Genomic DNA, 5,420 nt, shown 5'->3' with positions numbered 1-5,420 from the left:
CCGTCAACCTGAGGCCCTGTGGAGGGAGTATTGTGATCAAATGTGAATGTGGGCGCTGGTTCAGCAACAAACGTGCCCTTGCAGCCCACCAGAGCAAATGTGAAGTTGTCAGGAAGCGGAAAGACGAGGAGAACCTTGAAAAGGTTCAACTGTCTGAGCTGAAGCAGCAGGTCTCAGAATTCGATCAAAAAATCAAAGAACGGGCTGATGAAAATGAAGCTCTGGTTCAGGAGAATAAAAAGCTAAGGCATGAACTGGATGAATATAAGGTAGCTGTTTTGGGTTTGAAGCGCAAATGCGAACTGCTTGAATATGAAAATACAAAATTAAGAGAAGAAGCTGATTGTTTCTGAAAAAATTAGATTGAACTTATTTTCAGTTTTGATTATCCATTGATTCTGCCCTGTTTTTTTCTAACCTGTATTTTTAATTAGATCTTTTGAAAAGAAAGATCCTCACATGAATATGCAGAATCAATATCAAAGCATGGATTTTTATCCAATTCTATGCTAATTTTCTTTTTGAGAAAAAAATTCTTTTTACATCGTAGAAATTCCTGATCCGTGAGATCGTTTTCAGGAAGAGAACTTGCAATTGCTGAATATTTCTCTCGAAAAAATGTCATTTTTTGAAGGGCCAATTCTTCATTTAGTAATTTTAATTCTATTTTTCTGAATGAATGTACTTCTCTGATAAAGCTTGTTAAAATTTTGAATCCCATTTCAAAGGCTATTTTTTTCTCATTCCACCCAAATATCCTGTCAGATAATGAAAGAAATGATATGGATATAGCAATTAGTGAAAGAAGTATTGTAAAGCCCTGAATTAAACTGTTATCTATTGAAGGTGTAAGGGAAATCCATATGGACAATCCTGCAAGAATTAACGTTATTGGGATCGATACACAAATGATCCTGTTACTCAATGTTTCAAGCCTTTTTTTGCAGAAAAGATAGGAATAACGCGATAATTCTGCCTTGTTTTCCAAGTTGCATAGTTGTTTGTCAATATCTTTTATTATATCATTAAGTTTAAAAGAAGAGGATTTTTCTGTCATGAAGCTTCACCTGTCTGTAATGAGGCTCTTAATTCAGATGTCTCTCCTGTTTTTTGTGCATTTTTAAAAGTAGAATGGTGTTTATTTAGATTTTTGGACATCTTCTTACGTTGAGATGAATTTTTATTGCCGGCATACCCATCTGCATATTGTGACTGGCCAGTTACATCTTTTATAGGGTGTCGGACTTCTGTTTTTGCATTTTCATAGTAATATTTTAGCATTGCTTCATCAGTGCGTGGAGCTGATTTTGGATAATTTCTAAAAATCTTTACAGCAAGAGCTTCAATATGATATCCTTTCATTCGCTCTGATTTGGGAAGATTTTGGTTTTGTAATTTGATGAGTTTAATAACAGGGATCACATGTCCATCACATTTGCGGTTAACTCTTGTTAGTTGTCTGTTGAATCGTTCTGTGTGAATAATGGATGACCATTTTTTACCATCAGGTTTAGAAATATTATACCCTGATTTTGCTTTTTTTGCAGGAATCATCTGAATTTCTGTTCCATCATTAAAGACAACAGTAACAGCTAGTCTTCCAGTTCTTATATATTTGACATTTTTCAATCTATCTCGAAGAATATCTCCGATTAGTCTTCGGACTTCTTTAGGAGATTTTTTCATTAGGGATGGAGATTTGTTTATAAAAAGAAGTATATCAACATCACTTGACCCCTCAACATAAGTGTGTTTACTTGTTGATCCACCTATTTTTGAATAAACAGAACCTTCAATCCTTTCGTCTTGTATAATGGCACCCATTATTTCATCTCTATATTTGGACTGAAGCTTGGCATCACGAGAATTTGCATTTTTTTTCGCGTTAGAAAGAATATCTTTCCGATCGGACTTTGAAAAATCATTTAAAGATAATTGATTTCTGTTTATAGGTGAAGTTATATCTTGAGAATTTGAAGAAGAATACTTGACTCCCATTATACACACCCCACATAATTACAGTGAATACAATTATTCTCTACAATTTTTTCTCTTATGAAATCAGAATTATCAGCAAATTTACCTAGATCAGTTTGGAAAATTGCTTTAGAATGTCTGGAAGAAAAAGCGAAATAGATGCGCCGAAGTGGATTAAGAATATCTATTTCTGTAATATCCTTGACAATTGGATCATTTATATATGAAATGAATTTTGTGTTTTCGTCAAGAGGAAAAGAAAATAATTCGGATTGCTTAAATTTTTTCTCTTCGTCTATGTTCTGTTTTTTATTTGGTATTGAGTATAACTGTCCGTTTAAATCTGTATGCACGCCGTATCGAGGTTCTACGTAATGACTTTGTGTTATAATTCCATCACAAAAATGGAATTGATTTATTATTTCTGATGATCCTACTCCATAGATAATCATGTGAGGAACCATTTCACGAATTGCATAAGCAAAGGCGTAAGCTTTTGTTATAATTGGTTTTTGATTACACTTTGTGTAACCACTTAGGTGGAAGACATACTCATTGATACCGAGTTCCAGATATTTTTTTGTATGAAACTTTGTTTGTTCAATGTTGCATCCTTTTACTAAACCAATTTGTGGAATTTCAGGAATCATGTCTTGAAGATACGTGGACATTTCAACAAGTTTTAAAATATTCTTCATTGATTTACTTGTTTTATCAAGATAAGTAGGCAAATCTGGTGTCATATAAGCAGACGGTTTGAGATTCAGGATCATTTCTGAAAATAATTCTCTAGTAAGTCCGTAACATTTTCTGTCTTCCATAATTGAAGAAAGAATGATTGGTTCATCAAAATAATTCAAAGATGCAGATAAGCCTCCATCTGCCACAATTTTGGCATATTGAGGGTTTGTTGCGGTGCCGTCTGAGTTGAGGAAATCCCCTATACGGACAACTATGCCTTTGATTGGGATGTTGGATTGTTTAAATACACATTCTGTTTTCTTATTTGTGAAAAGAACGGTAGGATAGACATCGTTTGTTGATGGAAAGATTGAGCATCCTGTATTTGTTGACACTGACCATTTTTTGGCAGAGTTTTCATTCTTTGTCTGTTTTGATGCAATATGACTAATATCACAATTTTTTTTGTTAAAAATAACTTGATTTTTCAATACATTATCTCCTGATATATAGAAATTCAAGAATACCAAAAAAATAGCGTTAGCTTATCATTATATTCTGCATTTGTACCTTTTATGGGGATGAATGCTAAGATATATAAGATTGTATTTCAATATGTATATTGTTGTGATATAGCATGTTATATTGCTATCCGCTTATTTTATATTTTTATTCCTAAAACGCCATATACGTAATCCTAATTATCGCTATTTAAGAATAAAAATTTTTCTATGCAAGGAATAAAAATTTTTAAAATAATCTTTTTATTGATAAAAATTCGGTAAGGTCGCGCAGGTTTTAAGATTTATTATGCAGGGGCGATACGCAAAAAGTCGAGATCCAAAATAATTCTAAACTGAAGAATTTTTTTGGGCGACCGCAAAAAATATACCACTAAATCAGGACCAAAAAACCACCGATGGAATTATTCACGTTAATATTATAGTTAAATGTAGAAATCTTTTATTTGAGCTTAAAATGAAAAGAAAAGTAAGCCTCGCGTTTTTATGCTGTCAGGGAGGTTGTGGGCGTGTGGTTGTAGAATTCGATCAAAAACTCAAAGAACAGGCTGATTAAAACGCTATTTTGGTTCAGGAGAATAAACATCTGAAGAATGAACTGGATGAACACAAAGTGGCAGTTTTTGGCTTAAACGAAAATGCGAACTGCTTAAATATGAAAATTCGAAAATAAAAGAAGAAACGGATTGTTCCTGAAAAAAATTAGATTTGATTTTTGTTTTTGTCTTCATCCATTAGTTCTGCCTTGCCGTTTTTGAAGAGCATATCTACTGTAATTCTGTAGAGTTCGGGCAGTGCATCATATAACTTTGAATCGATCTTTATCATTGTTTCACCTCCTAATTTGGATCATAGCCACCTCTAAGCGACTGGTTTTTCACAGACGAGATCAGGGTATTGTATTCGTCAGTAGTCTCAAGGAATCCTATCAGGCTGAAGAGATCAGATTCCAGGAATATATCCAGAGGTTCGTTACAGTTATGGCATGAATGGGACAACGGTGAGTTTCTATGACCGCATATGCTGCAAACCTTCAGGGCCGGTGTATTTTCTTTGTTATCATCCGGATATTCGATTCCGTAACCTTTGCAGAACTCTTTATCCTGATCTACACTGCACAGGTGAAGGTAAGTCTCGAACTGTTTCGTGTTGATGTTGCCCCACATCGCCAGCTTGATCGTGCTCTCATGCAGACCTCTTTGGATCAGGTTTGTGATCCTGGCATGCCTCAGGTCGTGCATTGTATAATGCTTCTTAAGCCCTGATCTCTCCAGAAGTGTCTGAAACTGAGCTGAAAGAGACTTATACGTCATAGGGCGGTTATTCTTTGTCAGGAAGACAAATCCGTCGCTTTTGAGTTCAACGGGATACTCTTCCTTCCACTTTTTAAGGGCATCAACCGAAGCCATAATTCTGACGGTCCTTGCTTTCTGTGTTTTATCTGACACATTGACAAGTGCACCTAAATTGTCGAACTTAATCTGGTTCCATTTGAGTCTCCCTATTTCGCAGCTTCTAAACCCTCCGTCATACATGAGACTATATGCCGCTTCATCCCTCCTTGTTTTTGCACATCCAATAATTTTCATGACTTCGGCTTCTGTCGGGATATCTTCAGCAGTCTTGGTCATAGAATCCTCAAGACTGATCTTTATCTTCTGGATATCTGTCTTTGAAATTTCAGAATTGCCTGATTCGATTAAAAAGGTCATGAACCCTTTAAGGATGGTTACGTAGTCATCCAGGGTGGTCTGCTTGAACGGTCTTCCGGTCTGTGAATTTGTACGTGAAATGTAAAAGATGGCTTTATCGATATCATCAATTGTAATTTTAGTATATTCTTCATTGATGCCGTAGTGCTTTCTCCAGGCCACAAGATGCGTTGCGATCTTTTTCATCCTGGTATCTTCAAGGCTTCCTTTGGTACTTCTTATCTTGTAGAAATGTTTCTCAATGAAATCCTTTTCCACACTCGTAATGATTCCCGATTTCATGGCTTTTGCTAATTGCTTCTGTACCATATCATAAGTAATATTATGATATCCATTGTATTTATCTAGGTTTATAATGCCTATCATAATATTGGGTGGTCGTTCTGTACTATATAATGTTTATGGTGCTCAAATCAAAAAAGAGCCTTAAAATGAACCTAGATTCAAAATTGAACATAAGTATATTTTTGAACCTAGGTTCATTTGGTATATTTTTGAACCTGGAATTTTTTTGCTCTTTAATTATTCT

At 34.9% G+C, this 5,420-nt stretch carries 6 protein-coding genes; 1 reads left to right on the top strand and 5 read right to left on the bottom strand.

The features are described from left to right. Positions 1-353 (top strand): hypothetical protein (locus ACTB1O_RS08490; RefSeq protein ID WP_462994705.1); only part of this gene is annotated, 353 nt, incomplete at its 5' end. A 77-nt stretch (positions 354-430) separates the two neighbouring features. Here ACTB1O_RS08490 and ACTB1O_RS08485 read toward each other — a convergent pair. The 5 genes from ACTB1O_RS08485 to ACTB1O_RS08465 all read right to left on the bottom strand — a co-directional run bounded on the left by ACTB1O_RS08485 (position 431) and on the right by ACTB1O_RS08465 (position 5,200). Next, a complete protein-coding gene (locus ACTB1O_RS08485) occupies positions 431-1,057 on the bottom strand; it encodes a hypothetical protein (protein ID WP_462994704.1) in 627 nt (208 codons plus the stop codon). Next, complete coding sequence (locus tag ACTB1O_RS08480; protein ID WP_462994703.1) at positions 1,054-1,998, bottom strand: CBASS oligonucleotide cyclase; 945 nt, start codon at positions 1,996-1,998, stop codon at positions 1,054-1,056. The genes ACTB1O_RS08485 and ACTB1O_RS08480 overlap by 4 nt, the downstream gene beginning before the upstream one ends. Beyond that, a complete protein-coding gene (locus tag ACTB1O_RS08475) occupies positions 1,998-3,149 on the bottom strand; it encodes a hypothetical protein (RefSeq protein ID WP_462994702.1) in 1,152 nt (383 codons plus the stop codon). The genes ACTB1O_RS08480 and ACTB1O_RS08475 overlap by 1 nt, the downstream gene beginning before the upstream one ends. 732 nt (positions 3,150-3,881) lie before the next feature. Then, positions 3,882-4,007, bottom strand: coding sequence for a hypothetical protein (locus ACTB1O_RS08470; protein ID WP_462993683.1), 126 nt, complete (start codon positions 4,005-4,007; stop codon positions 3,882-3,884). An 11-nt stretch (positions 4,008-4,018) separates the two neighbouring features. Then, positions 4,019-5,200: a tyrosine-type recombinase/integrase gene (locus ACTB1O_RS08465; protein WP_462994701.1), complete on the bottom strand. Its 1,182-nt coding sequence runs from the start codon at positions 5,198-5,200 to the stop codon at positions 4,019-4,021. Positions 5,201-5,420 lie beyond the last annotated feature (220 nt).

Source organism: Methanomicrobium sp. (assembly GCF_055145805.1).
Note: the sequence above shows the minus strand (reverse complement) of the source record. Positions and strands in the feature narration are given on the sequence as shown.